The sequence below is a fragment of the Lactobacillus amylovorus DSM 20531 genome (genome assembly GCF_002706375.1).
Taxonomy (GTDB): domain Bacteria; phylum Bacillota; class Bacilli; order Lactobacillales; family Lactobacillaceae; genus Lactobacillus; species Lactobacillus amylovorus.
The window spans coordinates 2083839-2108082 of record NZ_CP017706.1; the positions used below are offsets into that span (position 1 = coordinate 2083839).

General features: G+C 37.8%; 25 protein-coding genes and 1 pseudogene. 21 read left to right on the forward strand and 5 right to left on the reverse strand.

Going from position 1 to position 24244, the window contains the following annotated elements; all coding sequences use genetic code 11:
* The first annotated feature begins 19 nt into the window (after positions 1 to 19).
* Together LA20531_RS10670 and crcB are read left to right on the forward strand one after the other, a co-directional pair.
* Positions 20 to 409, forward strand: a complete 390-nt coding sequence (locus LA20531_RS10670; protein ID WP_056939384.1) for a fluoride efflux transporter FluC — start codon at positions 20 to 22, stop codon at positions 407 to 409.
* A 1-nt stretch (position 410) separates the two neighbouring features.
* Positions 411 to 788: a fluoride efflux transporter CrcB gene (crcB, locus tag LA20531_RS10675; protein WP_056939385.1), complete on the forward strand. Its 378-nt coding sequence runs from the start codon at positions 411 to 413 to the stop codon at positions 786 to 788.
* A gap of 41 nt (positions 789 to 829) precedes the next feature.
* Here crcB and pepV read toward each other — a convergent pair whose 3' ends face one another.
* The gene (pepV, locus tag LA20531_RS10680) at positions 830 to 2230 is read right to left on the reverse strand and encodes a dipeptidase PepV (RefSeq protein WP_056939386.1); all 1401 of its coding nucleotides are present in this window, start codon (positions 2228 to 2230) and stop codon (positions 830 to 832) included.
* Between the two features lie 178 nt (positions 2231 to 2408).
* On the opposite strand from pepV, the gene LA20531_RS10685 reads away from it, so the two are divergent.
* The 5 genes from LA20531_RS10685 (at position 2409) to LA20531_RS10705 (ending at position 5522) form a co-directional block, all read left to right on the forward strand.
* Positions 2409 to 2897 carry a pyridoxamine 5'-phosphate oxidase family protein gene (locus LA20531_RS10685; protein ID WP_056939387.1) on the forward strand — a complete coding sequence of 163 codons (489 nt, stop codon included), beginning with the start codon at positions 2409 to 2411 and terminating at the stop codon, positions 2895 to 2897.
* Between the two features lie 282 nt (positions 2898 to 3179).
* Positions 3180 to 3659 (forward strand): YSIRK-type signal peptide-containing protein, encoded by a 480-nt coding sequence (locus LA20531_RS10690; protein WP_082588990.1) that lies wholly within the window; start codon positions 3180 to 3182, stop codon positions 3657 to 3659.
* 181 nt (positions 3660 to 3840) lie between these two features.
* Positions 3841 to 4260, forward strand: coding sequence for a hypothetical protein (locus tag LA20531_RS10695; protein ID WP_056939388.1), 420 nt, complete (start codon positions 3841 to 3843; stop codon positions 4258 to 4260).
* Between the two features lie 158 nt (positions 4261 to 4418).
* The gene (locus LA20531_RS11715) at positions 4419 to 5102 is read left to right on the forward strand and encodes a mucin-binding protein (RefSeq protein ID WP_236704125.1); all 684 of its coding nucleotides are present in this window, start codon (positions 4419 to 4421) and stop codon (positions 5100 to 5102) included.
* Positions 5103 to 5219: 117 nt separating this feature from the next.
* Positions 5220 to 5522: an LPXTG cell wall anchor domain-containing protein gene (locus LA20531_RS10705; RefSeq protein ID WP_056939389.1), complete on the forward strand. Its 303-nt coding sequence runs from the start codon at positions 5220 to 5222 to the stop codon at positions 5520 to 5522.
* A 69-nt stretch (positions 5523 to 5591) separates the two neighbouring features.
* On the opposite strand, the gene LA20531_RS10710 is transcribed toward LA20531_RS10705, so the two are convergent.
* Positions 5592 to 7064 (reverse strand): APC family permease, encoded by a 1473-nt coding sequence (locus LA20531_RS10710; protein WP_056939390.1) that lies wholly within the window; start codon positions 7062 to 7064, stop codon positions 5592 to 5594.
* Positions 7065 to 7302: 238 nt separating this feature from the next.
* On the opposite strand from LA20531_RS10710, the pseudogene LA20531_RS10715 reads away from it, so the two are divergent.
* Together LA20531_RS10715 and LA20531_RS10720 are read left to right on the forward strand one after the other, a co-directional pair.
* Positions 7303 to 9396 (forward strand): annotated as a pseudogene (locus LA20531_RS10715) (putative ornithine decarboxylase).
* A gap of 18 nt (positions 9397 to 9414) precedes the next feature.
* A complete protein-coding gene (locus tag LA20531_RS10720; protein ID WP_056939391.1) occupies positions 9415 to 10677 on the forward strand; it encodes a methionine gamma-lyase family protein in 1263 nt (420 codons plus the stop codon).
* A gap of 119 nt (positions 10678 to 10796) precedes the next feature.
* Here the strand turns inward: LA20531_RS10720 and LA20531_RS10725 are convergent, their stop codons facing one another.
* Together LA20531_RS10725 and LA20531_RS10730 are read right to left on the reverse strand one after the other, a co-directional pair.
* Positions 10797 to 11468: a potassium channel family protein gene (locus tag LA20531_RS10725; protein ID WP_056939392.1), complete on the reverse strand. Its 672-nt coding sequence runs from the start codon at positions 11466 to 11468 to the stop codon at positions 10797 to 10799.
* Positions 11461 to 12801, reverse strand: coding sequence for a TrkH family potassium uptake protein (locus LA20531_RS10730; RefSeq protein WP_056939393.1), 1341 nt, complete (start codon positions 12799 to 12801; stop codon positions 11461 to 11463). The genes LA20531_RS10725 and LA20531_RS10730 overlap by 8 nt, the downstream gene beginning before the upstream one ends.
* A gap of 111 nt (positions 12802 to 12912) precedes the next feature.
* Between LA20531_RS10730 and recQ the strand changes: the two genes are divergently transcribed.
* The 3 genes from recQ (at position 12913) to mmuM (ending at position 16360) form a co-directional block, all read left to right on the forward strand.
* Positions 12913 to 14679, forward strand: a complete 1767-nt coding sequence (recQ, locus tag LA20531_RS10735; protein ID WP_056939394.1) for a DNA helicase RecQ — start codon at positions 12913 to 12915, stop codon at positions 14677 to 14679.
* A 91-nt stretch (positions 14680 to 14770) separates the two neighbouring features.
* Positions 14771 to 15223 (forward strand): flavodoxin family protein, encoded by a 453-nt coding sequence (locus tag LA20531_RS10740; protein WP_056939395.1) that lies wholly within the window; start codon positions 14771 to 14773, stop codon positions 15221 to 15223.
* Positions 15224 to 15364: 141 nt separating this feature from the next.
* Complete coding sequence (mmuM, locus tag LA20531_RS10745; RefSeq protein WP_056939396.1) at positions 15365 to 16360, forward strand: homocysteine S-methyltransferase; 996 nt, start codon at positions 15365 to 15367, stop codon at positions 16358 to 16360.
* A 219-nt stretch (positions 16361 to 16579) separates the two neighbouring features.
* Here mmuM and LA20531_RS10750 read toward each other — a convergent pair whose 3' ends face one another.
* A complete protein-coding gene (locus tag LA20531_RS10750; RefSeq protein WP_056939397.1) occupies positions 16580 to 17212 on the reverse strand; it encodes a phosphatase PAP2 family protein in 633 nt (210 codons plus the stop codon).
* A 242-nt stretch (positions 17213 to 17454) separates the two neighbouring features.
* On the opposite strand from LA20531_RS10750, the gene LA20531_RS10755 reads away from it, so the two are divergent.
* The 9 genes from LA20531_RS10755 (at position 17455) to LA20531_RS10790 (ending at position 24150) form a co-directional block, all read left to right on the forward strand.
* Positions 17455 to 18543 (forward strand): serine hydrolase domain-containing protein, encoded by a 1089-nt coding sequence (locus tag LA20531_RS10755; RefSeq protein WP_099202388.1) that lies wholly within the window; start codon positions 17455 to 17457, stop codon positions 18541 to 18543.
* 79 nt (positions 18544 to 18622) lie between these two features.
* Positions 18623 to 19444, forward strand: a complete 822-nt coding sequence (locus tag LA20531_RS10760; protein ID WP_056939399.1) for a PfkB family carbohydrate kinase — start codon at positions 18623 to 18625, stop codon at positions 19442 to 19444.
* Positions 19445 to 19453: 9 nt separating this feature from the next.
* Positions 19454 to 20011, forward strand: a complete 558-nt coding sequence (locus tag LA20531_RS10765; RefSeq protein ID WP_013437815.1) for an ECF transporter S component — start codon at positions 19454 to 19456, stop codon at positions 20009 to 20011.
* A 75-nt stretch (positions 20012 to 20086) separates the two neighbouring features.
* Complete coding sequence (locus LA20531_RS10770; RefSeq protein ID WP_056939400.1) at positions 20087 to 21292, forward strand: L,D-transpeptidase family protein; 1206 nt, start codon at positions 20087 to 20089, stop codon at positions 21290 to 21292.
* A 296-nt stretch (positions 21293 to 21588) separates the two neighbouring features.
* Complete coding sequence (locus tag LA20531_RS11305; RefSeq protein ID WP_022087145.1) at positions 21589 to 21738, forward strand: hypothetical protein; 150 nt, start codon at positions 21589 to 21591, stop codon at positions 21736 to 21738.
* The gene (tnpB, locus tag LA20531_RS10775; protein WP_056939401.1) at positions 21735 to 22082 is read left to right on the forward strand and encodes an IS66 family insertion sequence element accessory protein TnpB; all 348 of its coding nucleotides are present in this window, start codon (positions 21735 to 21737) and stop codon (positions 22080 to 22082) included. The genes LA20531_RS11305 and tnpB overlap by 4 nt, the downstream gene beginning before the upstream one ends.
* Before the next feature lie 59 nt (positions 22083 to 22141).
* The gene (locus LA20531_RS10780; RefSeq protein ID WP_013436867.1) at positions 22142 to 22378 is read left to right on the forward strand and encodes an IS66 family transposase; all 237 of its coding nucleotides are present in this window, start codon (positions 22142 to 22144) and stop codon (positions 22376 to 22378) included.
* A complete protein-coding gene (locus LA20531_RS10785; protein ID WP_013436866.1) occupies positions 22323 to 23696 on the forward strand; it encodes an IS66-like element short variant transposase in 1374 nt (457 codons plus the stop codon). Before LA20531_RS10780 ends, LA20531_RS10785 begins: the two co-directional genes overlap by 56 nt.
* A 100-nt stretch (positions 23697 to 23796) precedes the next feature.
* The gene (locus LA20531_RS10790; protein ID WP_056939402.1) at positions 23797 to 24150 is read left to right on the forward strand and encodes a hypothetical protein; all 354 of its coding nucleotides are present in this window, start codon (positions 23797 to 23799) and stop codon (positions 24148 to 24150) included.
* Positions 24151 to 24244: the final 94 nt, after the last annotated feature.

Consider the following 24244-nt stretch of genomic DNA (forward strand, 5'->3'; position numbering starts at 1 on the left):
TTGTTTGGAGGAATTGTATTTGTCTACGAAAATTAGTAACTATATTAGTGTGGCATTTTTCGCTTTCTTTGGCGGAGTGGCACGTGCAAGTTTAAATGCTGGTTTTAGCTTTTATGGTACTTTCTGGGGAAATATTATTGGCTGCTTTTTATTAGCATTTTTCACGTATTTCTTTATGGAATTTAAAACAATGTACCAATGGTTGACGGTTGGATTAGGTACCGGCTTTGTTGGAGCCTTTACGACTTTTTCAACTTTTAATTTGGATATCTTGAAAAATATTCAGGCTAATTTGCCTGGTACGGCATTAATTTACTTTTTGGCATCGATCGTCTTTGGCTTTTTTTTCGCTTATTTAGGCATGGGCGTTGGTAAAGCTGTAGGTCAGTTATTGAGAAGGGAAGATTAAGTTGAATTTATTATTAGCTGGTATTGGAGCATCAATTGGTGCCATGATTCGGTATGCAATCACTAATTATGGTAAAAAGCACTGGGAATGGATCGGCAAAAAGTTTACTAATTTGCCTATCCCAACTTTGTTTATTAATTTAACAGGTGCCTTTATTTTAGGTTTTGTATTTGGCATTAAAGCAAATGTCTTTATTTATGCTGTTGTAGGGACTGGTGTTTTAGGAGGTTACACTACTTTTTCAACCATGAATACGGAATTAGTTGAATTATATAGAAGCAAAAATTATCGTGGACTAGTTTTCTACGCACTAGCATCATACATAGGCGGTGTAGTTCTAGTATTTCTAGGATATTACTTGGGTCATATTTTTGCATAGAAAAAGCATCTTTGCGTTTTGCAAGGATGCCTTTTTGATTATTAGTCTTTAGTTAATTCGTAGATTGCTTCTGCATAAATAGCAATTGAGTTGATCAAATCGTCAACTTTCATGTATTCGTTAGCTTGGTGCATGACCATTGGCGCATCTTCAGGTTGAGCACCGTATGCGACACCATGCTTAAAGAGTCGTCCGTAAGTACCACCACCGATGACAACTTCATGGCCTTTCTTACCAGTTTGACGTTCATAAACTGCAAGCAAGGTTTTAACTAATGGATCATCACCAGGTACGTAGTGAGGTTCTTCAAATGAAGCAAAGCTTGGAGTTAAAATGTCGCCAAATTTTTCGCTAACTTGCTTAACCATCTTGTCTGGATCGGTGCCTTGTGGGTAACGAATGTTGTCTTTAAGAATAGCCGCGCCATCTTCAGTGTATTCAAAAATTGAAGGAGCGGAGGATAAATCGCCCATTAGATCATCATGATGGAAGACGCCAAGCTTTTTACCTTGGAAGTCTTCGTGTTCAACGTCGGCTAAGAAGTGAAGGTAGTTTTTATCACGACCAGCAAAGTCGAATTGATCTAAGAAGAGACCTAAGAAAGTTGCAGCATTGCGGCCAACTTGAGGAGCTGAAGCGTGCGCACCTTGACCAGTGAGTTCAATCTTAGCAATGTTATCGTTGATATCGAATTGACCTTCAAGCTTGTTGTCAGTCAAGAATTGCTCGAATTTGGCTTTAATTTCATCAAGGTCATCTGCTTGAATAGTAGCATAAGCCTTTTGTGGGGTAACGTTTTCTGCGATACCTGCCTTGAAGGATTTAAGAATGACAGCGCTTTTTTCTTGATCATCCTTAAAGTTAAGTACTAAAGTGTAGATCCCTTGTTCACCATTGATGATTGGGTATTCGGCATCAGGAGAGAAAACTTGGTCTGGAGTAGGTTCATGCTTTAAGTAGTAATCAATACCTACCCAGTTGGTTTCTTCATTGGTACCGACAATAAAGTCGATTTTCTTCTTAGGTTCAAAACCAGCTTCTTTAAGTAAAAGCATACCGTAGTAAGCAGCTAATGCTGGGCCTTTGTCATCGGCAGAACCACGACCGATAATTTTATCGTCCTTGATGATCATTTTGAAAGGATCGGTTACCCAGCCATCACCGGCGGGAACAACGTCCATGTGACCGATAATGCCAAGACGCTTGTCACCTTCACCGTAATCAACACGGCCAGCATAGTTGTCAACGTTCTTAATGTGGAAGCCGTCGCGTTCAGCAAAAGACAAGAACTTCTTCATTGCCTTAACGGGACCTGGGCCAACAGGATATTCTTTAGAAGTGTTGTTTAAGTCTTCGGAAGAATCAATTGCGATTAATTCATCCAAGTCACGTAAAATATCATCCTTTTTTGCTTGAGCTAGTTTCTTGTAATCTAAGTCCATACTCATCCTCTTTTCTTATTTTAAGTTAGTTAAAATTTTATCGAAAAAATGGATTTTTGGCAAACGATTAAGGAAAAATTAATATATTTCATGAGCATTAAAATAGTATTATGTTTTAATCTCAGGTATACTTACTAATAAAAATATAGTTAAAGTTAAAAGAGAATGGATAAAGATTATGAGACAACATGTTCCCAATTTAGACACCAATTTAACTAATAATGACTTTTTAGATTTAATCGTTTCTTGTTTTCACTCTGCAATTTTTGGTACGGTTGACCAAAATGGTGAACCTCACACCAATATTGTTGACATTGACTTTAATGAAGATGGACGGTTAATCTTCGCAACTACTAACCAAAAGAACTTTTACCATAACATTAAAGGCAATAACCGCGTTTGTTTAACTGCTTTGCGCGGCAGAGAGAAGCTAAGCAGCGTAGGTTTTACGCTTAAAGGCTATGTCGATGAGATTAGTCCATCATACATAGATAAGATTCTTGAGATTAAACCAGAAATGCACCGTATTTATGCAAATAAAACCAAAGATATTAATACTTTGCGTCCATTTGCACTTACGCCTGTTTTAGGCTCTGTTTATGACTTGAGAGAGGGTCGTGCATTTCAAAAGCAATTTGATTTTATGAATGAAAAAGAACCAGTTTAAGGTCAAGTTATCAAACTGAAGAAGGCTTAATTCCGGTTTTGTTCGGAATTGAGCCTTTTTTCTGTGCTTCATATTTTTGTAAGGTATCTATATTTGTTATTTAAAAATATAATCTTATACCGCAAATTTGAGATGTTGTGTTCCAAAGCTGGAATAATATTCTATTTTTATGGTATATACCAAAACCACTCCAAACTATTGTCTTATTTTTTGTTCCTCTTAAAATAAGGATTGCGAATGTGATAAAAGGAATAAGGAAAAACGTTAGATAGGATATAGAAGATGAAGAATAGGTATAGTTTACGAAAATTATCAGTAGGTTTGTGTTCTGTAGTATTGGGTTGTATGTTGTTGCAAAATGCGACTACCCAAGAAGTAAAAGCAGATGCTGGGACTACTGGAACTACACAAGCTCAATCAGCAGGTTCTACTTCTGATGGTACTGCTACTGGCAAATCAGGTTCAAACCCTGGTGGTGATGAAACACGCACTGCTAATGAAGGTCAACAAGTTCAAGGACTGAAAGCTTCTGATTATCAAGAAGAAACTGTAACTTCTAAGGATTTGAAAGACAAGTTTAATTTTCATAAATATGATAATGGAACAAAAATAGACCTATCTCTTAAGCAAAATGAAAAAGAAATACAAAATTATGATGGTTCGATTACACTAACGTATGTAAACAAGGGACCGGTGATGAAGAAGGATGGCAGGGTAGCGCCGTTTGGGCTGATCGATATCAAATTGGTCAGATCAATCTAAAAGATAAGATTGATACTAATACTGATTTTGAAATGAAAGGCCAGATTCAGCTTCGTAATAAAGAACATTTTCATGACTATAATTATAAGGATAATGAAAAGGTGATGGCATCGGCATTGCATTTCAACTTGGAAATCCAGATGAATTAGGAATTGCTGGTGGTGACTTAGGTATAGGTGGATTGCCAGATGCTGTTGGCTTTAAATTTGATACATTTTTCAATAAAGATGGAAATACTTATCCTCAAACTAATCCTAAAGCTTTGACAGATGATAAATGTATAGGACATAAATACGGTGATGTTCTTGTTCCATCAATATCAGGACCATATGGAAGTTACCCTGATGATACAACTCCAGATCCTCAAGATCCAAATAAGTATTATTTTGATACTCACATTAATACTACCAGTACAATGGATAAAGGCTTCGTTTACACATCTGATATAAAAGATCCTGACAAGGTTTATGGTGATACATATGTTGATAAAGATGGTAACTTACAAGGCCAAATCAGAATTTTGGATAAAAATGATCCTAACTGGTATAAAGGATATACTCGATATTTTACTCATCCCATTACAAGTGAAAGTGCCAATTAATTGATATCGAAGGATGGCACGATTTCAGCATTTTATATAAAGGTGACACACACGTTTTAACAGTAACGTATGGTTCTTCTCAAAGCTGGAGTGTAGACCCTGATGATGTATATGGTAAAGATAAGCTAATCAAGACAGATCTTCCTAAGTCATTATTTTTGTGTATTACTGGATCAACTGGTTGGTCCAGTAATACACAAAAGATAAAAATCGACCAATTCACCTATAGATCTAGACCAGATGGTAAAATAACCTACATCGATGATGATAAAAATGGCGAAACTTTAAATAATTTATTCGTTCATAATGGAGAGAAAATTGATGAAAACAACACTTCCATTTCAAATGGTATTAATTACTGGACAAACCAAAATTATGAATTGATTGATTCAAATTGGCTTGTAAACAAAGGCAATGGCCACTATGAAATCCACTTAAAGCATAAAGTCAATACAGTTTCTGAATTGAAGACCTTTGAAGAAGTAATCAATTATGTTGACCAAAATGGCAATGAATTGGCTCCATCTACAGCGCAAAAGATTACTGTTTCTAGAAAATTGAAACATGATTTAGTTACTGATAAATATACTGAAGTAAGTCATAATGGTACAACTACATTTGATGAAGTTCCCGTAAATGCAGTTATCACTAAGAATGGAGTTGACTACAGACTTGATTATGTTGATCCAGGTTATGCTGCTGGCAATAAGAGTGTCAAGGCTATTAGTCCAAATCTTGACGGAACTACACTAATAAGTATTACGGTTCATTACACAAGCGAAACACCAGACTCACGTTCCGATGTAACTAATGATTCAGGTGCCAAAGAAAATACTACTTAAGAATCAACAACTAATGTTGAAACACCAACTGAAGATACATCAACAGTTGAAAGCTTTGCACCATCCAAAAACAAGAATCGAAAAGTTAAATTCCTTTCAAAGAAGAAAGCAAGACGTGTGAACTTGCAAAAGCATGGCAAAAACACTCCTAAGGCTAGACAAGATGCCCTTGTTCTTAAAAAGAACGAAACAGGAAAGCCTAGTCCAGATTTGAAGTTCACAAATGCTAATGAAAATAACAATTCAGAAGCAGTTGTCAAGGCTAACGAAAAAAGCCAAAAGGCACGATTACCACAAACTGGTGATAAGAAAGCAACTGGCTTAACTGTTTTCGGTATGCTTGTTAGTCTCTGGGGTATGGCTGGCTTGTCTGTTTCAGATAGATTTAAAAAGTTGTCTAAAGCTAAGAAATCAAAATAAATAGAATATAAAAAAGGCAGATGAAGAAAAATTCATCTGCTTTTTTGATTTACTAGATTAAAATAATTTTTACATCTCATTTTCACGTTTTTCTTCACGTTTACGTAACCATGGTAATAAGAAACCTAAACCAAAGAGTACGATAACAGTGATGATGTTCATCATTAATTGGTGGTTAAATGCGACACTACCAAATGTTGCTTCTGCTTCTTGAGGGATGAAACCTAAAGTTGCACAGATAAAGGTGAAGATTAAGCACCACCAACCCATGATTAAGGCACCGGTTCTGTTTTTAATGAAGACATAATCTGAATGGTAGTTCTTTTCATGCATGCGAAGCATTACGAGGGCGAAGAATACCCAGCAAGTCTTGTATGGTGAAATAATACCGTTGATGTTTAACAACCAGTTATAGATTGAGTTAATGTTTGGCAAAGTACCAGTAAGTAAAAGAAGGAATAATGCCAAACCACAAGTCAAAGTGTAAGAGTGAACTGGACGACCAGTCTTGTCCTTCTTACCAGTAAGCCACTTAGGCATGTATCTGTCGGCAACGTCACCAGCAAATACACGACTTGAAGCATCAAGTAAAACAGCTAATTGAGCCATCATAAAGATAGCTTGTACAACTGCGAAGATGTACATCAAGCCTTTGCCCCAGCCTAAACTTTCACCTAAAAGTTGGAAAGCGTAGTAAGGACCGTTCATCTTAAAGTCATGTGGAATGTGGTGGGAATTGAAGAAGACTGCCAATGCCAAAGTACCAAAGATGGTTAAGAAACCAGTCATGATAGCTAACATCCACATAGCCTTAGGAAATTCGTGCTTGGGATCACGCATTTGGACAATGTAAGGTGCAGCAAGTTCGGCACCAGACATAGCGAAGATCAACAAACCAGTAGTTGAGAAGTATCTCAAACTAAATGATGGCTTAAATGAATCCCAGTTGAATGGTTGGGTGGCAATGTGGTGACCGTGCATCACTGACCAAGCTGCAAGTAAAACAAAGAGCATGGACATGATGAACATGGCACCACCACCGATTAAGGAAAGAAGCTCAAGTGAGTTCTTAATCGTATTTTCAATTAGGATAAATGCCAAGATAATTACAAAAGTCAAGATCCCGAACCAGAAAGTGGACATGTGCTTGTCCAAGGTGTTATTGCCCAAAATAATCCATGAGAATGAAACAATAACTGAGTTGGAAACGTCTACTAGGTAAGGAACGGTTTGTACCCAGTACATCCATGAGGTCCAGTAACCCAAAGTATCGTTAGATGAGTGACGAACCCATGAAGCAAGACCACCGGCTTGGTCTTTGAAAGTCAATCCCATTTGACTACACATTAATGCGTAAGGGATAACATAAGCGAATAACAGGAATATCCATGAAACAACTACAGATAAACCTTGGTTTTGAAATGGGTAAAAGATGTTTTCAAAACTGATAATAGTTACGAAGTCGATTAAGGCAATAACCGGCCACTTCATGTAATGTTTTTTGCCCGGCTCGAAATTAATGGTTTCGATTTCTTCTGACATAAAAAATATTTTCCTCCAAGAATGTACTTAATTGTGAAACAAAAAAATTCATCTATCCCTGCGGAGGAGAACACGGCAAGTGCACTTGTCTAAAACCTCCAATGTTTATATAATAATGTGTACTGTAAATTACGAATATAGGCCAGATTACAACCTTACTGTAAAAAAAGATTATAAAGATTTTCATAAGATTTGCAATAAGCAACTTAAAATTGTAATCAAATTGGAAAGGGAAAAGATGGATTTTTTAAAAATTGCTATTGGAAATGGAGTAAATATTAGTCAATTACGGGAATGGTCATCTGTTCCGCTTGATCAAATCGACAACAGTTCTGAATTAGCAGCTATTGTCATTAAAAATGGCGATCGAACTGCTAAGCAGGAAGCAACAGATTTGCGAGCACAATCTGATTTTCCTATTCCTGTGATTGAGGTGGATGGTCAAGCAAGCAAGGCTGATATTGCCAAAATCAACCAAGCTGCTAAAGACTATGAACAAAAGATGGTGCCAGGCTTTTTGACTGATTTAATCAACTTCGCTGAAGCAAAGCCAATTAGTTTTACTACGCCTGGCCACCACAATGGCCAATATTATGATTTGCATCCCGCTGGCGTTGTCTTTAACAAATTCTTCGGCAAAAACTTAATGTTTGCCGACACCAGTGACACCGTACCTCAATTAGGCGATACGATGACTCATACTGGTACGCCTCTTGATGCAGAAAAATTGGCCGCCCAAACTTATCATGCCGATAAAGTTTACTTTTGTACCAACGGTACAACCAGTGCCAACTAGATTTGTGCCAGTGCACTTTTGTCAGAAGGCGATTTAGTATTATTTGACCGCAACAATCACAAATCTTTATACAATAGTGCTTTAGTCATGAGTGGGGCAAAGCCAGTTTATATTCCAACTGACCGTAATGGTTTAGGCTTAATTGGAGAAATGGATCCCGACTTTTTAACTGAAGATAAAATCAGAGCTAAAATTGCTAAAGTCGATCCGGAAAAAGCTAAGGCAAAGCGTCCATTTAGATTAGCTATTGTGCAAGCTGAAACTTACGATGGTGTCTTCTATGATGCTAAGTGGATCGTTGATAAGATTGGAAAACTCTGTGATTACATCTTATTTGATTGTGCATGGGGCGGTTTTGAAGAATTTGTGCCAATTATGGAGCACCTGTCACCATTACTCCTTAACTTAGGACCAGATGATCCTGGTATCTTGGTAACCCAATCTTTGCATAAGCAACAAGTTGGTATGGCCCAAGCTTCACAAATTTTGAAGAAAGACTCACACATTAAGGGCCAAAAGCGCTACGTTGATCACAAGCACTTTAACCATGAATACTTGAAGTTTGTTACTTCTTCATATGCTTACCCACTTTATGCCTCACTCACTGTTAATTCATACGTCACTGCTGGCGAAGGCAATAAGATTTGGTGGGACAAGATCTTGCGCATGGGGATTGAATGGCGCAAGCAACTTTTGAAGAAGTCTAAGTTGTTTAAACCATTTGTTCCAGATAACTTTGCGGATATTCCAACTGATGAATTAGCAACTAACGCTAAGTACTGGAATATGAGCAAGGAAGATAACTGGCACGGCTTTACCAAGATGGGTCAAGGCGAAGCCATGATTGATCCGCTTAAGATTACAGTTAAAACACCAGGTATTGATGTCAAGAATGCTAAATACGAAGAAACTGGTATTCCTGGTGCAGTTGTAGCGGAATTTTTGATGGAAAATCATATTATTCGTGCCAAGAACGACCTGAATTCACTTTTATTCTTGGTAACTCCAGGCGATACCAAAGAAGAGCTTGATACCTTGCTTGATGCATTTTTGAAGTTTGAAAAGTACTACAATGACGATGCTTTAGTAAAAGACGTTTTGCCTGTTTTGTACAAGGAATATCCTGACCGCTACAAGGGCTACACTGTTAAGCAGCTTTGCCAGGAAATGCATGAATACTACAAGAAGAACAATACTTTTGTTTTGCAGCAAAAGTTGTTCGAAAAGCCAGGGATGCAAGACTACAAGATGACGCCTTCAGAAGCTGATCAAATGTTTAAGCGGAATGAAAATGAAGTCGTTGATCTTGAAGATGTAGTTGACAGAACGGCAGCTGAAGGTGCGTTGCCATACCCACCAGGTGTTTTTATCGTAGCTCCTGGTGAAAAGTGGGACACAGTTGATCAAAAGTACTTTGAAGTTTTAGCCCATGCCATTGAAAAATTCCCAGGCTTTGTACCAGAAATTCAAGGTGTATACTTGGATCAAAATGAAGATGGTACCTTAAAAGTACAGGCGGAAGTCATTAAAAAATAAGAGAAAAGGGAGTAAAGAATGAGTTTTTCTTGGAAAGAAAATTTACCAGAAGAATTAAAAGAAAAGGTAACTAAGGTTGAAAAGATGATTCAGCCTCGAATCGAAGAAATCGATGAACAAGTTTTATACAACCAACAAAGAGTGCTTGATTTGTTTAGAAAGCACCATGTTGGTGAAGAAGACTTAGTTCCATCAACTGGTTACGGCTACGATGATATTGGTCGTGACAAGATTGAGGATATTTATGCCGACTACTTCAAGGTAGATGACGCTTTAGTAAGACCACAATTTGGTTCAGGTACTCATGCTATTACCGTTGGTCTTTTCAGCATGCTTCGTCCAGGCGACACCCTTTACTACTTGACTGGGACTCCATATGACACCATTCAAGAAGTTATCGGTTTAGCAGGTAACAAGCCAGGCAACATGAAGGAATGGGGCATCAACTTCAAGACCACTGAATTAACTGATGATGGTCAAGTTGATTACGAAAAGGCTAGAGAAGATCTTCAAGATAAGTCAATCAAGGTTGTAGCTATTCAAAGATCTCTTGGCTATGCAACGCGCAAGACTTTTACCATGGACAAGATCAAGAAGATGCTTAAATTTGTTAAGGAAGTTCGTCCTGACGTTAACATCTTTATTGATAACTGTTACGGTGAATTCTCAGAATGTGAAGAACCAACATTTTATGGTGCTGATATGATGGCCGGTTCACTTTATAAGAACGCAGGTGCCGGTTTGGTTAAAGGCGGTGCTTTCTTGGTAGGTCGTCAAGACTTGATCGATGGTGCCGGTTCACGTTTGACTGTACCAGGTGCTGGTAAAGGTGAAGGCGCAACTTGGGGCTACTTACGTGATATTTACCAAGGCTTCTTCATGGCACCTCATACAACTGGTGAAGCGCAAAAGGGTATGGTCTTTACAGCTGCACTTTTGGAAGAAATGGGCCTGGAAGTATCACCTAAATGGAGCGATCCTCGTAGTGACATTGTGCAAACTGTTACCTTTGGTAAACCAGATCCAATGGTTAAGTTCTGTGCCGCAATTCAACACTACTCACCAATGAACTCATTCGTTGATCCAATTCCTTACCACCAAGATGGTTATGAAGATGAAGTTGTCATGGCTTCAGGTTCATTTGTTGAAGGCTCAACTATTGAATTATCATCTGATGGTCCGCTTCGTGATCCATACATGTTGTACATTCAAGGCGGTTTGTCTTATGCTCATGATAAGATTGCCATCACGCATGCGGTTGAAGAAACATTTTACAAGTAATAAAAAAAGGCAGATAATGCCTTTTTTGTTTGAGTTAAGGATAATCAGGATAAGAAAAATAAGTAAAATAAAACTGCCTTGAAATAATTCTCAAGGCAGTTTTTTATTAACGATTTTTATTACTTATCTTCTTGTAAGATATCGTCAATTTTTTGAACAGCTTCATTAGAGCCAATCAAAGTAATTTGATCATGTGGATTAATGACATCTGTGGCAAGAGGCACCTCATTCAAGTGTCCATCATGAACAATGCCAATTACGTTAACGTCGTAGTTCTTACGAAAATCTAATTCGCCGAGTGACTTATTAAAGAAACGTGGATTTTCAACGCTAACTTCAATCAAAGAAACATTTTTAGAAAGGTGAAAGAAATTAACCACGTTAGGGTGAAGTTGACGGAAAATCAATTGACGGGCCATATCTTGTCCAGGTTCAATCACATGATCAGCTCCAATTTTTTCAAGAACCAAGCGGTGATTGTGGTTATTGGCCCGCGTTGTAACGTCAGGTGCGCCAAGTTTCTTAGCTAGCATAGTTGCGATAATGCTACCTTCGACGTTTTCACCCATGGTGACAAAAACATGATCGAAAGAACCAATATCCAAATCACGCAGTTCATCTTCATCGGTGGCATCCGCAATAACTGCGTGGGTAACCAGGTGGGCTACATCGTTAATTACTTCTTCGTTTGAATCAATTACTAAAACATCTTGTTCGGCTTTTAAAAGGGCAACAGTAAGTGCCATGCCGAATTTTCCTAGTCCTAAAACAGCAAAACTTTGATCAGCCAATGATAATTTCCTCCTCTGGATAACGATAACTTTGTTTTGTAGGATGTGACTTGAAGATAGAATACATGAAAGTGTAAATTCCAACACGTCCAATAAACATCAAAGCCATAATAATGATTTTGCCAAATAAATTAAGGTGAGGTGTAAGTCCTAATGTTAGACCTACGGTACCGAATGCGGAGACTGCTTCAAAAACAGCCTTGGTAACACCATTATGACCTAAACTTGGTTGGGTCATAGTTAATAATAGAGTCGCTAAAATGATTAATAAAATCGCAGAAAAGAATAGGGTTAAGGCGCGATTGATGTTATCACGAGTGAAGCGGCGGTGCGAAAAGGCAGGTTCTTTTCCAGTAAACGTACCGATACTTTGCAAAAAGAGAATTCCGATAGTTGAGGTTTTAACACCACCAGCGGTGGAGCCAGGGGTACCACCGATGAACATCAAGATAATGGTAATGGCAATCCCGGCCGTACTTAGTTTAGAATAAGGAACCGAGAAAAATCCGGCCGTTCTTGGTGTTACTGCCAAAAATAGGGTGTTAAAGAAACGATCTACGCCATTAAGACTACCACTGAATTGCTTAAGGTTTTGCTCACTGAACAAGAAACCGATGATTGATAAAACTAAGATAATCAAACCAACCGTTAAAGCAAAACGGGTATGCAGGGTGATCTTGTGGCGAATATGGTAAGTTAATAAATCGCGCCAAACTAAGAAGCCAAATGAACCAGCCCCAATTAAGAGCATAATCACAGTTAAAACATAAGGATTATTATTCAATTGCTCAAGCGACGGACCAAACAAGTCAAAACCGGCATTACAATAAGCAGCTACCGAATGGAAAAGACTGTACCAGATACCTTTGCCAAGGCCAAGTTGGGGTTCTAGAGCAATGAAAAGCAACCCTGCTCCGATTAACTGAATCACCAATGAAAGGCGAATAATTAAACGAACAACCCGAAATTGAGAAAGGTGGTTCAGATTAAGGGCCTCCCCCGTTAACATTCTTGCACCTAAACTCATGCGCTGGTGAGCAAAGTTGCTGAGCATGACGGCAAAAGTCATAAAGCCCAAACCGCCAACTTCAACTAAGATCATGATCACAAGCTGACCAAAAAATGACCAGTGCGTAGCCGTGGTAACTGTACTTAATCCGGTAACGCAGACTGCCGAAGTTGCAGTAAAGAGCGCGTCAGAATAAGCAGTGGCTTGGCCTGCTTTATCCGCAAACGGCAGCGATAAAAGAATGCTGCCGATAAGGATCATGATTAAGAAACCAATGGTTAAAGCAAGTGAAAATGTGATACGTCGATGAAAAAGATGTATCAAGTTTTTTCCTTCTTTCTGAGATAGAATACTTTATTAATTATAAGGCAAAAGAATTTTCATTGATACTTTGCTAAAATAAAGAAAGTATTTCATGCAAGTTAGGAAAATTAGATGAATCCAGAAAAAGTATTAAAACAAACTTTTGGCTATGATAGTTTTCGTCCAGGACAAAAGAAAGTCATTGATTTAGTTTTAAATAAACAGAATGTACTGGCGGTAATGCCGACTGGTGCAGGGAAGTCGCTGTGTTATCAAGTTCCAGCCTTGATGAATGCTGGCGTCACCTTGGTTATTTCACCTTTAATTTCATTAATGAAGGATCAGATTGATACCTTAAAGCAAAACGGAATTAATGCGGCTGCTTTAAACTCTGCGACGCCGCAAGAAGAAATAAATCCGATTTTGCGTCAGGCCTATGAGGGCAAGATCAAATTGATCTATATTACGCCAGAACGTCTAGCAATCGACTATTTTAGATATCAACTTAATTTCTTAGATATCGATTTAGTTGCAGTTGATGAAGCACACTGTATTTCTCAGTGGGGGCATGATTTTAGACCGGCTTACCGACAGCTGCTTGATGGAATAAATTCTTTGAAGAGCAGACCAAATATTTTGGCCTTAACTGCAACTGCCACGCCAGCGGTTCAAGATGATATTTGTGAGCAGTTGAATATTCCTAAGCAAAATATGGTTATCACTTCATTTGCCCGTCCAAATTTGAGCTTTAAGGTGGTTAATTCACCGCAAAACACGCCACTTTATATTGCACAGTACATCAAAATGCATCCCGATGAAGCAGGGATCATCTACACCAATACGCGTAAGAAAGTAGAGAGCCTAACTGATTATTTAGCTAAAAAAGGTATCTCAGTTGGAGCCTATCATGGCGGGATGGAGACTAAAGAAAGAGACGAAGTACAAGAAGCGTTTCAATTTGATCAAGTTCAGGTAATTGTTGCCACTAATGCCTTCGGAATGGGAATCGATAAAAGCAATGTCCGCTTTGTCATTCATGCCTCAAGTGCTCGTAATATTGAAAGCTACTATCAAGAAGCAGGACGTGCTGGTCGAGATGGCGAAGAAAGTGAAGCAATTATGATCTACCATCCGGGAGATTTGCGCCAGTATCGCTTCTTTATCGATGAATCAACGGCTGATGAAAAATACCGCGAATTGCAGTATCAAATATTGCAAGCAATCACCGATTATGCCAATACGGGTGAGTGTTTGCAGCAGTTTATTGTGCGCTATTTCGGGCAAGACTGTGAACCTTGCGGCAAGTGCTCTAATTGTTTAAACCAAGATGAATTAACTGATATTACGGCCGATGCGCAAAAAGTGATTTCGATGGTTTACGAACTTGATGGTCGTTTTGGTAAAAACGTTGTAGCGCAGTGTCTAGTTGGTTCAAATAATCAAAAAATGAAAGAGATGAATGCTTCACAGTATGATCATTTTGGTAGCTTAAAAATGAATCAAAAAGAGGCAATCAGCTTAATTGACTATCTAATTGCGTCTAGATATTTAGAAATTGAAGGCACGAAATATCCGTTAGTTCATGTGACTAATCGTGGTTGGGATGTGCTTGATGGCAAAATAACAGTAAAAAGACGAATTGCCAAGGTCCAAAAGAAAAAGCAAATTTTTGCTCAGGATGAAAATCCAGATTTATATGAAGCATTACGAAAGAAGAGAATGGAATTAGCCAGAAAGCAAAGAGTACCTGCATTTATGATCTTTTCTGATCGCAGCCTGCATGATATGGCTAAGACCAAACCACAAAATGAAGCAGAGTTCTTAGAAGTCAGTGGGGTAGGTCAAGCCAAAATGCAAAAGTATGGCGCAACCATGATTCAGGTAATTAAGAGCTTTTAGTTATTACTTATAGAAAAATTAGCACCTTTATATTGGCTTACTTATTCTTTTTAATTTACAATAGGGGTATTAAACGAAAGGAAGACTAAAGATGGCTAAAAAAACTTTAATTTTGTATTACTCATGGTCAGGCAATACCAAGGAAATGGCTGAGAAGATTAGTGGTGAAATTGCCGGTAATGACATTGAAGAAGTAACTGTAGCTGATGGTACCTTCGATTCAGATATGTATAAGACTAATGACATTGCATTAGATCAAATCCAAGGAAAAGAAGAATTTCCTGAAGCACAAGTTAAAGATATCGACTTTAATAAATATGATTTGATTTTAGTAGGTAGTCCAGTTTGGTCAGGTTATCCTGCAACCCCAATCAAATCACTTCTTGAAAATATGAGAAACTACAAAGGCGAAGTTGCTTCATTCTTTACTTCTGCAGGAACCAACCATAAGGCTTACGCAAGTCACTTTAAAGAATGGGCTAACGGCTTAAATGTTATTGGCGTTGCTCGTGACGATAGTGAAGTTAGCGACTGGGTAAAATAGTTAAATAAAAATTATTATGTAAAGCAGCTGATGGGCTGCTTTTTTGTTAAATGAAAATTAAAGGTTGATTTACTCACTTTATTAATATAAGATTAAATTAATATTAATTATTGAATATATTAATGTGAATAAGGTGAGGATATGGATTTGATTAAACAAATTTCTAGTATGGGTCTTGTTTTGGATGGTGCGATGTCAACAGCACTTGAGAAACAAGGAATTGATACAAATACAGATTTATGGACAGCTGTAGCTTTAGACAAAGACCTAGATAAAGTTTATAAAGTTCATATGAACTACTTCCAAGTCGGTGCTCAAATGACAATTACTGATACATACCAAGCAAATGTGCAAGCTTTTGAAAAGCACGGTTATTCTGAAGACAAGGCTAAAGAAATGATTGCTGATGCGGTAAAAATAGCGAAAAAGGCGAGAGATGATTTTGAAAAGAAGACAGGTATCCATAACTATGTAGCCGCTTCTGTGGGTTCATATGGCGCTTATTTAGCCGAAGGCAACGAATTTCGTGGCGATTATGATCTAACTAAAAAACAATACTTGGATTTTCATTTGCCACGCTTGCAAGTATTGCTTCAAAATAAGCCAGATTGTTTAGCTATTGAAACGCAACCTAAGCTTGATGAGGTAGTTGTCCTTTTAGACTGGTTAAAAGAAAACGCACCTGAAATGCCAGTGTATGTGAGTTTTACTTTGCATGATACAACAAAGATTAGTGATGGCACTCCTTTGAAAAAGGTGATGGAAAAAATAAATGAGTATGATCAAGTCTTCGCGGTTGGTGCCAATTGCTTTAAGCCATTTTTAGCCACTACCGCAATCGATAAGATGCGCGAATTTACCAAGAAAAACATTATCGTTTACCCTAACTTGGGTGGCGTATATAACGAATTCGAGAGAAATTGGATTCCGTTTAATGCTAAGTTTGATTTTGGTAAATTAAGCAAGGAATGGTATGAGCACGGTGTTTGCATTATTGGGGGATGCTGCTCAACTGGAGTTAAAGAAATTAGTCAAATCGCCGCCTTTTATAAAATTTTGAATAATCAGAAGAGCAAGCAAAAATTAGATCTTAAACCCAATAGTAATTTAATGAAGTCAACTAGATCAAAAGTGTAATTTTTTAAAACAAATCTCTTCCAATTTTTTAGATAATTTGGTAATATGATAGCGGAGCGTGTGATGAGCGCTCCGAGGATGAAAAGGCTAAGCAAGATGTCTCTTAGGGCATCTGCTGATAGGAAGAAATTTGAAGGTGTAGAAAAGCCATTAAGGACATTTTCCTTAGTGACTTTTTTTGTAAAAAAAGACCACTAGCAAATGCTAGTGGTTATTTTTCTAGAAATCATTTTTTGCTGTTCTCGGAGTTACCTTGTCCCAAATTGCATCGACAATGCCAATCCACATTGCACCAAGTGCAACTGAACCACAGACATCTGATGGAAAGTGAGCATACAAGTAAACTCTTGAGATCATTACTAGAACAAGCCAGACGACCAAAAGTACGTCTAACCAAACTCTAGTAGTTCTGTTTTTGACTAATGCTGGAATTAAAATGAGCATTAACCAAAAGACGATGATTGACATGCCCAATGTGTGGCCACTTGGAAAACTGAAACCGTCATCTACTGCCAGGTGAGCAGCTGGACGGGCACGTTGGACAATGTGTTTAACGATCCAACCAAACGCATCAGCAGTAATTAATGAAACGACAATGCTGAGCGAGAGGGGACGCTGCTTTACAATCCATAGAATAATTGCAATAAGTAGCATCCAAACCAGATCAACCTTGGTATCGGCCAAGAACGTAATCTTGAGCATCAGGCCCTTTAAGCCAGGGATTGTATGCACAAGTTGTTCAAAGAAGTTGTCGAATTCATTGATCCAGCTCGCATGCATCATGATTGAAATCGCCAAAATTAAGAAGATTGGCAAACCAACACAAATAGCTGTGATATTTTTCTTTCGCATATTTTCCTCGAAGTAAATTAATTTTTAAACAACATGAAAAGTTTACCATATAAAATATAAATAAAGATAATTTTCTTGGTAAGAAAATTGAAAAATGAAAGTTTAGAGGAATTATCCTTATTAATAAGTAAAAATTTATATAATATGTAACTTCAATGAAAAAAATAAATGCTAAGATTATGCTATGAAGAAATTAACATTTCTGGAGGGTTTTGAAAACGAGACATTTTAAAAGAATATTAATCAAAACGGCCATTTCGCTTACTGCTGTTTCTGCATTGCCAATTGCTTCAATTGCAACAGCAAAGACTGCAAATGCGGCAGATGATCAAACTGAAATGCGCAGTTTTGTAAGAAAAACAATTGCAAACGACTATGCAAGAGGAACTACTGTTGTTGTTAAAAATGGTCAACCACAACAAATTAGTTACGGCTATGGCTATTATGGTAAGCGTCTTGGCGCAGGCAACAGCAAGGTGGTTTATCCAGTTTGTTCATTGCAAAAAGTAATTACTGCGGCAATTATTACGCAATTGATTTATGCAGGAAAGTTTACGCAAGATACTAAGATTTCCAATTGGTATCCTAACTTGAAGGGTGCATCAAATATCACTGTAGGTAACTTGATGACTCATACTTCAGGTCTTAAGGCAACAGATACTGAAGTTAACCGTGGTCGCATTTATTCAGAAAATGATGCGATCAACTGGGTGGTTAACAAGTTGAACTCAACTACCCAAAACCAACCGGGCAAGTTTTCTTACAACAACACTAACTACATCTTGCTTGCAGGTATTATTCGCCAAGTAACCGGTAAGTCTTACAAGCAAAATGTCCAAGAACGTGTGATTAATCCATTAGGCTTGAAGAGAACCTACTTCCTTGAAGACATTCCTTCAGGCATGACCGATGGGATTTCATATACTTGGAACTACAAGAACTATCAATGGGCTCAATACGTTAAAAAGCAACAAGCTTCACAACTTGTAGGTGCTGGTAACTTGTTCTCAACCCCAATGGATTACTACAAAATCCAAGTTGGTTTGACCAATGGCAAGATTTTGGACCAAGCTGAATTCAATTATATGACTAACCTTGATACTAAACCTTCAAACGGTTATTCAGGTGGGATGTACGTTAAGGGCAACCTTAAGTCCGCTTATGGTAACTTGTACAATACTCACTTTGGTAACTGGGTACAATTGACCAAGGATAATCAAAATGGTTTAATCATGTTCTTGAATCAAACTCAAAACGATGAAACTAGAAACAAGAAAATTGGTTACCAAATTTTGAACCACATTCAACCTAATACTTTTAGTTCAAATTAGTTCAAAATAGAATATTATTTTAGTCCTGCTACTAACCTATGATAAGCTAGTAGCAGGATTTTTATTTAGGAGTGAGGAAATGATTAATGGAGGAGTTTTAATCAGTCAGGACCTGTCGTGTGCAGGGCAAGTGTCATCTTCGGTAGCTCTGCCTATTCTTGGTGCATGTGGCACAAGGCCAATTCTTCTGCCTACGGCCATTTTGTCTACGCATACCGGTTTTCAAGGCAATACTTATCTAGATTTAAGTAGTGAAATGACTAAAATAGTTACTCATTGGCAAAAAATTAATTTGAACTTTGATGCTTTATATTTAGGCTACTTAGGTCAAAATGCGTTAGATTTTTGGCTTGATAAGATCGAACAAATAAAACGTACCGATCAGGTAGTTTTAATTGATCCTGCGATGGCCGATCATGGCAAGATGTACCGCGGCTTGGACGAGGAATATGTCAAAAAGATGCGCCAGCTGATCCCCAAAGCGACGATTTTAACGCTGAATATGACTGAAGCAGCATTTTTATTAGGCAAAGATTTAACAAAAGTATCATTAGAAAAAGCACAGGAATTTGCCAAAGAATTAGCTAAAAAGTTTTCTATTCCCAATGTGGTAATTACGGGAATTTCTATCACTAAGGAGAAAATCGGTGAAGTTGGTGTAACAGATGGTAAAAACTGGTCATTAATTCAAGAAAAATTGTCTGGCAGCTTCTTTGGCACCGGCGACATGTTTGCTAGTGCATTTTTAGCAGCAGTTTTACATGGCAACAACTTAGAAAAAAGCTGTTCAATTGCGGCCGATTTTATTAGAATATCAATTATGAATACGAAACAAAATCCGCTGTTTGGGCCTAACTATGCGGCAGGCTTGCCATGGTTATTGGATGAAATAGAAAAGTAGGTGTGAGATATGAGAAAAGATATTAATTCGTTACAATCTTTAATTTTTACTGGTTTATTTGCGGCAATTATTTATATCGGGATCTGGGTACTGCGTATTCCCGTACCAGCAATGGTAGGTCGCCCGTTTATTCACTTCGGTAATACTTTAACTGCTGTAGCGATCCTTTATTTAGGCTATCGCAACGGTATGATTGCCGGGATTATCGGGTTAGGTGGCTTTGATCTACTTAACGGTTATGCGGCAACTTCATGGTTGACGATGCTGGAAGTCGTAGTTGTAGCAACGGTTTTAACCGCTGTTTATCGCGGGATGAACTATCGCGACTCCAAGAAGAACATCATTATTTTAGGTATCATTGCTGGGGTGACGAAAATTTTTACTACTTATTGTGTTTCAATTGTCGAAGCACTGATGGTGGGAACTAGTTTACAAGTTGCTTATATTGGAGCTTTTGTCAGTCTGCCAGCAACCGTCATCAATTCAATTTCCACCGCAATCTGTACGCCAATTTTGTACTTTGCTCTAAAAGATGCGGTGAAGGCAATTATGAAAAAGGCCAATTAAAGAAACAATAGATTTTACACACGTATTGATGGGTGCTATATTAAATCTGTTGAATGATAAAAAGGATAGAATTTTATGAACGAAGATCTGAGGAAAAGAAATAAACGAAATAATCTGATCATCTTAGTGGTCGGAATTGTCATTATCATCGGTATCATTGCCGGTTTTAGCATCCATAATCACCGTGTTGCTACACAAACTGCAGCTGAAAAGTTTGCACGAACTCACTTTAATCCTAATGTAAAAATCGATGGGGTTAAGGTAGGCAAGCTAACTGTCAAGAAGGCTACAGATAAGGTTAATAAGAATGCCAAGAATGTAGTTACATTGAAAGACAACAAGTTGGTGTACAGCTACAGCACTACTAGTCAAACAATTGATGAGCAAGAAACTAGTGAGCTATTTAAAAAGCAACAAACTAAGACACCATCAGACAAGAGCTACAGTTACACCACTAAGGATTTAGCTACTGCCAAGAATAAGTTGAATAGTCTTAAAAAGGCAACTATTAACTATAAGATTAATGGTAAAAGCTACAAGTTAAAGGCTAGCGAACTCTTAAATGATGTTTCTTACCAAAATGGCAAATACCAATTTGGCAACACAATTAAGTTGACTGACAAGTTGAACCAAATTGATAAAGAAGTTTCTACTTTGCATAAGAGCTACAAGTTTACTGTTCCAACTGGCAATAAAGTAAAGGGTAAGACCATTACTGTTAAGAACAAGACTTGGGGTTGGGGCGTATACGTACAAAAGACCCGTCGTCTCTTGCTTGATGCCTTTGCACAAGGTAAGACTACTTTTGATGGTGCGGATGCCATTTATGGTTTAGGTTACAGTACTTATGCTCACGGCTACGGCAGATCAAATCATGAAATCGGCAATACTTACGCCGTTGTTTCTTTGAAGAGGCAAGAAGTATGGCTTGTAAGAAACGGCAAGCTTAAAGTTCACTTAAGAGATGTCGTTACTGGTACTATGGAAGGTAGCAAGGGCGATCAAACTCCTCGTGGCGTTTGGTACATCCACTACAAACAAAGAAATGCCACTCTCCGTGGTAGTAACGATGATGGTTCAAGTTATGCTTCACCAGTTAGTTACTGGATGCCATTTACTTTGAGTGGTTGTGGCTTCCACGACGCAAGTTGGAGAACTGACTGGAGCAAGACAGCCTACTTAAAGGGTGGTTCACACGGCTGTGTCAACGTTAAGCCAAGTGAAATTAGAAGCGTTTGGAACAACATTTCTAAGAACGAACCTGTAATTATTTACGAATAATTATAATCTTTCATTTATAAATTAAATTTAACAAATAAAGAAAATAGGACTACCATAACAAGTGGCCGGATAAAAATCCTTCCTCCTGAAGTGATTATTACATAACCTATTTTCTTCATTATAAATCTCGCTAAGGTCGCAGTAATGTTATGTACATTGCTGCGGCTTTTTTATAATTTAATGTTTATAACCATAAAAAGAATGTTATAGTGTAAGCGTCTAAAAACCAAGTACCTATCTTAACTACAATTTCTGTCATATACTGACTTCATCACTTATTTTGGAGGTTATTAGTTATGACTGAAAAACATGAAATTGTTCCTATTGAACCAGTTCAAGATAGCCAGCTTCTCTTATCTTTGAAAAGAAACGATCTTGAATTCAAGGCTTATACTTCACTGGATCCAATGGTCTTACAAGATATCGTGGATCGGATACTATCATGATCAAATTATCAGATTTAGGTCAGGTTTACATTGTTTGCGGTAAGACTGACATGAGACGCGGGATCGATACTTTAGCTAGTATGGTAAAAGACAAGTTCAATCTTGATCCTTTTTCTGGTCAGGTATTCTTATTTTGTGGCGGTAGCCAAGATATATTCAAAGCTTTGTATTGGGACGGTCAAGGATACTGGTTACTCTATAAAAGATTCGAGAACGGTAAGATGAATTGGCCCAAAAACCAGGATGAAGTTAGAGAACTTAGCCCCGAGCAAGTTGACTGGTTAATGAAGGGCTTCTCAATTGAACCGAAAATTAGTGAAGCAACTGCACGTAATTTCTATTGATTTTACGTGCAGTTTTTCGTATTCTTATAACTATCGAAAAACGAGGAGGCTATTTCATCATGTCAGAAACAACATTAGAAAAGATCATCCAAGAACAAGCTACAACTATTCGTAACTTAACCGAAGAAATCTCCCTCCTCAGAGAACAAGTAGCGTACTTAACGCAAAAGAGATACGGCAAGTCATCTGAACAAACGGCTATGTCCGGTCAGACAAGTCTGTTTGAAGAAGAAAATACTGATGAAGACGGAGATCTTCCCAGGAGAAGAATCCCCAGAAGACATTATTACCTATAAGCGCCGCAAGCATAAGGCCAAAAGACAAGATGTTCTGGCAGTTTTCCCGTCTGAAGAAGTTCATCATGAGTTATCAGAGAAAGAGCAATATTGTTCAGATTGTCATGAAAAGCTCAAAGAGATCGGTTCATGGCCTGCGCGTAAGGAACTAGTCTTTATTCCAGCTCAACTTAAGAGATTAGATCACATCCAGCATGCTTATAAGTGTGAACATTGCAGTTTAAATAGTGAAACAGATAAGATCATTAAAGCTCCTGTTCCTAAGGCAGCGCTAGCACATAGTTACGGCTCTTCGTCAATTATTGCTCATACAATTTATCAAAAATATGAGTTGAAGGTGCCGGCTTACAGACAAGAAAACGATTGGCAAAAGCTAGGACTTCCTATCCATCGCCAAGACTTGATTAACTGGCATATGAAGGTCACAGACTATTACTTCAAGCCTGTTTACAGTCTACTTAAAGAAATATTGTTAACTCAAGCGGTCCTTCACGCCGATGAAACGAGTTACCGCGTCCTTGAGAGCGATACTCAGAAGACTTACTACTGGACTTTTTTATCAGGTAAACAAGAGAAGAAACCAATAACTTTTTATCATCATGATCCTCATCGTAGCAGCCAAGTTGCGACTGACTTCCTAGGCAATTATTCAGGATATTTGCACTGCGATATGTGGCAAGCCTACAAACAATTACCTGAAGCAACACTAGTGGGTTGTTGGGCTCATGTTAGAAGAAAGTTCAAAGAAGCAGTGCCACCCACTACTAAAGGAAAATCCTTATCAAAGCAAGGCGTTCACTACTGCAATCAGATGTTTACTCTAGAGAAATCTTGGGAAAACCTTTCTAATGAAGAACGCCATCAAAAACGCCAAGAGAAACTAAAGCCACTATTTGATGAATTCTTTAAATGGTGTAGAACAAATCAGCCTTTGGTTTTACCAGGATCCAAACTTGGAAGAGCCATTGCTTACGCACTTAATCATGAAGATACTTTCAAGAATGTTTTACTTGATGGTAAATTAGTTTTATCCAACAATCTCGCAGAACAAGCAATCAAGACTTTGGTAATTGGCCGAAAGAATTGGTTATTTTCGCAAAGTTTCGAAGGTGCACAATCTTCTGCGATTATTTTGAGTTTGATTGAAACAGCCAAGAGAAACAATCTAGATCCAGAGAAATACATTGAGTATCTGCTGGATAAATTACCAAATGAAGAGAATCTGACAGACCAAGAGCATCTGTCGGCTTATTTGCCATGGACAAAAGAAGTTCAGGAAAAATGTAAAACACGAATAGAACAAAGAAAGGCAGCTTAGCTGATCAATCGATGATCAGAACAAGGCTGCCTTTTCAATATACTTTGTTTTTAGACGCTTACGTTATAGTAAGCAATGTAGGAAAAGAGGATTTTGAAAGATGATCGATATTTATAATGAAAAACTTGCAAAATATGAAGATGGTAAACGCCGTATTTTTACTGCAACCTTTTTGCGTCCTGATGATCGTAAGGGAATTTTTCAAAATTTGACAGTTAATAATGAAGACAATGTTGTAGTTAAACAAATTGTTTTGCGTATGAATAAGGCTTTCAAGGAATTAAACCTTGAAAAGGGTGACGTTGTTCAATTTGAAGCAGTCGTTAAGCAAAACAGCCGTGGTGAATACACTGTTGAACGTCCTACTGGAGTGGAAAGAATTAGTTCTGGTCAAGATGAGGAAGACAGCGGTATTCACGTTGTCGGCGACGATTGGGATTGGTTTGAAAAGTAAAAGAGATAATTAAAGATAGAATTTGGTTAGCATGTCCAGACGGACATGCTTTTTTATAGAAGAGTTATAACAAAAAGCAATAGTTAACATGAAA

Bases quoted from the DNA above. Each gene is read 5' to 3' on its own strand.
- LA20531_RS10780 (WP_013436867.1), top strand. From the start codon at position 22,142: ATGTCAGAAACAACATTAGAAAAGATCATCCAAGAACAAGCTACAACT.
- LA20531_RS10760 (WP_056939399.1), top strand. From the start codon at position 18,623: ATGATTAATGGAGGAGTTTTAATCAGTCAGGACCTGTCGTGTGCAGGG.
- recQ (WP_056939394.1), top strand. From the start codon at position 12,913: ATGAATCCAGAAAAAGTATTAAAACAAACTTTTGGCTATGATAGTTTT.
- LA20531_RS10770 (WP_056939400.1), top strand. From the start codon at position 20,087: ATGAACGAAGATCTGAGGAAAAGAAATAAACGAAATAATCTGATCATC.
- LA20531_RS10710 (WP_056939390.1), bottom strand. From the start codon at position 7,064: ATGTCAGAAGAAATCGAAACCATTAATTTCGAGCCGGGCAAAAAACAT.
- tnpB (WP_056939401.1), top strand. From the start codon at position 21,735: ATGATCAAATTATCAGATTTAGGTCAGGTTTACATTGTTTGCGGTAAG.
- LA20531_RS10790 (WP_056939402.1), top strand. From the start codon at position 23,797: ATGATCGATATTTATAATGAAAAACTTGCAAAATATGAAGATGGTAAA.
- LA20531_RS10685 (WP_056939387.1), top strand. From the start codon at position 2,409: ATGAGACAACATGTTCCCAATTTAGACACCAATTTAACTAATAATGAC.
- LA20531_RS11305 (WP_022087145.1), top strand. From the start codon at position 21,589: ATGACTGAAAAACATGAAATTGTTCCTATTGAACCAGTTCAAGATAGC.
- pepV (WP_056939386.1), bottom strand. From the start codon at position 2,230: ATGGACTTAGATTACAAGAAACTAGCTCAAGCAAAAAAGGATGATATT.
- LA20531_RS10690 (WP_082588990.1), top strand. From the start codon at position 3,180: ATGAAGAATAGGTATAGTTTACGAAAATTATCAGTAGGTTTGTGTTCT.
- LA20531_RS10785 (WP_013436866.1), top strand. From the start codon at position 22,323: ATGAAGACGGAGATCTTCCCAGGAGAAGAATCCCCAGAAGACATTATT.
- mmuM (WP_056939396.1), top strand. From the start codon at position 15,365: ATGGATTTGATTAAACAAATTTCTAGTATGGGTCTTGTTTTGGATGGT.
- LA20531_RS10740 (WP_056939395.1), top strand. From the start codon at position 14,771: ATGGCTAAAAAAACTTTAATTTTGTATTACTCATGGTCAGGCAATACC.
- LA20531_RS10765 (WP_013437815.1), top strand. From the start codon at position 19,454: ATGAGAAAAGATATTAATTCGTTACAATCTTTAATTTTTACTGGTTTA.
- LA20531_RS10750 (WP_056939397.1), bottom strand. From the start codon at position 17,212: ATGCGAAAGAAAAATATCACAGCTATTTGTGTTGGTTTGCCAATCTTC.
- LA20531_RS10720 (WP_056939391.1), top strand. From the start codon at position 9,415: ATGAGTTTTTCTTGGAAAGAAAATTTACCAGAAGAATTAAAAGAAAAG.